General features: G+C 41.8%; 3 protein-coding genes and 1 pseudogene. 1 reads left to right on the top strand and 3 read right to left on the bottom strand.

What is annotated here, in order from left to right; all coding sequences use genetic code 11:
- The 3 genes and pseudogenes from B4K20_RS05785 to B4K20_RS05775 all read right to left on the bottom strand — a co-directional run.
- Positions 1 to 292, bottom strand: a pseudogene (locus tag B4K20_RS05785) (N-acetyltransferase); the annotation flags it as partial.
- A complete protein-coding gene (chrA, locus tag B4K20_RS05780; RefSeq protein WP_289282210.1) occupies positions 289 to 1,467 on the bottom strand; it encodes a chromate efflux transporter in 1,179 nt (392 codons plus the stop codon). The pseudogene B4K20_RS05785 and the gene chrA, both read right to left, overlap by 4 nt.
- Positions 1,468 to 1,477: 10 nt before the next feature.
- Entirely contained in the window at positions 1,478 to 1,720 is a 243-nt protein-coding gene (locus B4K20_RS05775) for a DUF2061 domain-containing protein (RefSeq protein WP_289244843.1), read from the bottom strand.
- 244 nt (positions 1,721 to 1,964) lie between these two features.
- Here B4K20_RS05775 and B4K20_RS05770 point away from each other — a divergent pair.
- A partial coding sequence (locus B4K20_RS05770) for a Dps family protein (RefSeq protein WP_289282209.1) occupies positions 1,965 to 2,352 on the top strand: 388 nt, incomplete at its 3' end.

Below are 2,352 nucleotides of genomic sequence, written 5' to 3'. Positions count from 1 at the left end.
GAGAAACAGCTAATTGTGTGATATAAATATCTGCCAAAGGCGCTTCGGGCCAACACTCATGATAGTAACTGGCTTTTTCTGTGCCCATCGCGATACAACCAAGAATCTGTTCATCTTTTTCCAATACATAGACCTGCTTGGTCATCATATTGTCTTTGACTGAATCTGCATCGTAGACACCAAGCCAGTGTGCCATACCCTGTTGATGCATATGTTCAGCACAGCGATTTAATAAATCGGTGATGCTAATGATGTCTGCTTGTTGTGCTTGCCTGATACATGCGGAATTCATAAAAAACTCGTGAGAATGCTGCCAGCGAGACACCATACAACAATAACAACAGGTGATAAACGATAGATATGTAACAAGATAAAGCCAGTTGCCGCAATCATGATGTCTGCAAAAGAGAGAACAACATGTTGCCAGATTGGCTGATAGAGCGCAGCCGCTAATAACCCGACCATCGCCGCGTTTATCCCGGCCAGTGCTTTTTGTATCACGCTATTATTTTGCAATGACTGCCATAAGGGTAGAAGTGCTAACAGCAATAAAAAGCCTGGCAGAAATAAGGCACATAAAGACAGCAGAGCGCCAAATATTCCACCACTCCCACCTGGTAACAGTGCCCCCAAGTAAGCGGAAAGTGTGAATAATGGGCCCGGTATGGCCTGAGCAGCACCGTATCCAGATAAAAATTGTTCAGAAGTTATTAAGTTGGTATCGACAATTCTGTTTTCCAGTAGCGGAAGCACAACATGTCCTCCACCAAAAACAGTGGCACCCGTCTGGTAAAAAATCGTCATGACGTGAAACAAGGGATTATCGATAGCAAGAACGGGCGCTAAAAAGAGTAGAGCAAAAACGACTAACATTACGACAGACGTTGTTTTGCCATAAGACAAATTGAATGAAAATGTCTGCTTATGTTCAGTCGAAGAAAGGAGAAAAATACCAGCTATGCCACCAATTAGCATCACAAAAAACTGACTGTAGCTAGAGGGTAGGGTCAATAAAAAGATCAGACTGAGTAGGGCGATGAGTTTGGTGTTAAGGTCAGGGCAGAGCTGGCGAGTCATTTTCCATACCGCATCAGCCACAACCGGCAATGCAACGAGCTGCAAGCCATGTAGTGCCGCTTCTCTATACGGAAATGATGCTGATGATATCGACAAAGCAAACAGCACAAGAAGCAGGGCTGATGGCAAAGTGAAAGCAATAAATGCAATCACCGCGCCCAACATACCACCACGATATAAACCAATAGCAAATCCCAGCTGGCTACTTGCCGGGCCAGGCAAAGCCTGGCTTATGGCGAGCAACTGTGAGAACTCTGGGTCAGATAACCACTGTCTTTTCTCGACAAACTGTGTTCTGAAATAGGCAATATGAGCAACAGGACCGCCAAATGCAGTCAAACCCAATATAAAAAAAGCCTTAAAAATAGTTAACTGGTTGGCTAGCTGCACTACTGTTATCTCATACTTCCATTGGGCCAGACTTTACCAAATTTTTTGTACTAAAATCCGCTGATGATTTGTTATCAGAGTGTGAGCGTGTCATTTTAGTCCATACTTTCTCATGGGCGTAGAAGGCAAACGTATTGATAGCCGGTTCAATTAAGGCCATCGTGCCTCCGACCAAGACACTACCTGTCATCACGTAACCAACAGTAAATGCCACAGTGAAATGTACAACAGCAAAACTCATTGTTTTTTTCATCACTACTCTCCTTTGTTGAGAATAATTATTATTTACGTTTTGACGAATGTACAATGATTTAAATCAATCAAGTGAATAGATAAAATCGATGATTAACTCATCGGTATTTCCGATTATTTATATGGAAATAAACTGTTTCACATTTTCTATACAGTCATTATGATGTAGTTATATGTAATTCATATGAACGAATCAGCGTTCGTAGTGACTATATATGTCCATTTAATAATAAGGAGGCTCATTAATGAGTAAAATTGATATCGGTATCAATAAGCAGGATAGACAAGATATTGCCGATGGCTTAAAAAGCTTACTGGCAGACTCTTACACTCTTTATTTACAAACCCACAACTTTCATTGGAATGTAACCGGTCCTCAATTCCGGGAATTACATTTGATGTTTGAAGAACACTACATCGAACTGGCGGCAGCGGTGGATGACATTGCTGAACGCATTCGTACATTAGATGTGGCAGCGCCTGGTACATACAAATCATTTGCTGAACTAAGCTCGATCAAAGAAGTTGAAGGTGTACCAGAAGCAAAAGAAATGGTTAATATACTGACCCATGGTCATGAACAAGTGGTTAAAACTTGTCGTAAAGCACTTAAACTTGCGCAAGAAGCGGATG

Source organism: Methylophaga sp. UBA5088 (assembly GCF_002414625.1).
Taxonomy (GTDB): domain Bacteria; phylum Pseudomonadota; class Gammaproteobacteria; order Nitrosococcales; family Methylophagaceae; genus Methylophaga; species Methylophaga marina.
The sequence above is the reverse complement of the archived record's forward strand: the minus strand, read 5'-3'. Positions and strand labels throughout refer to the sequence as shown.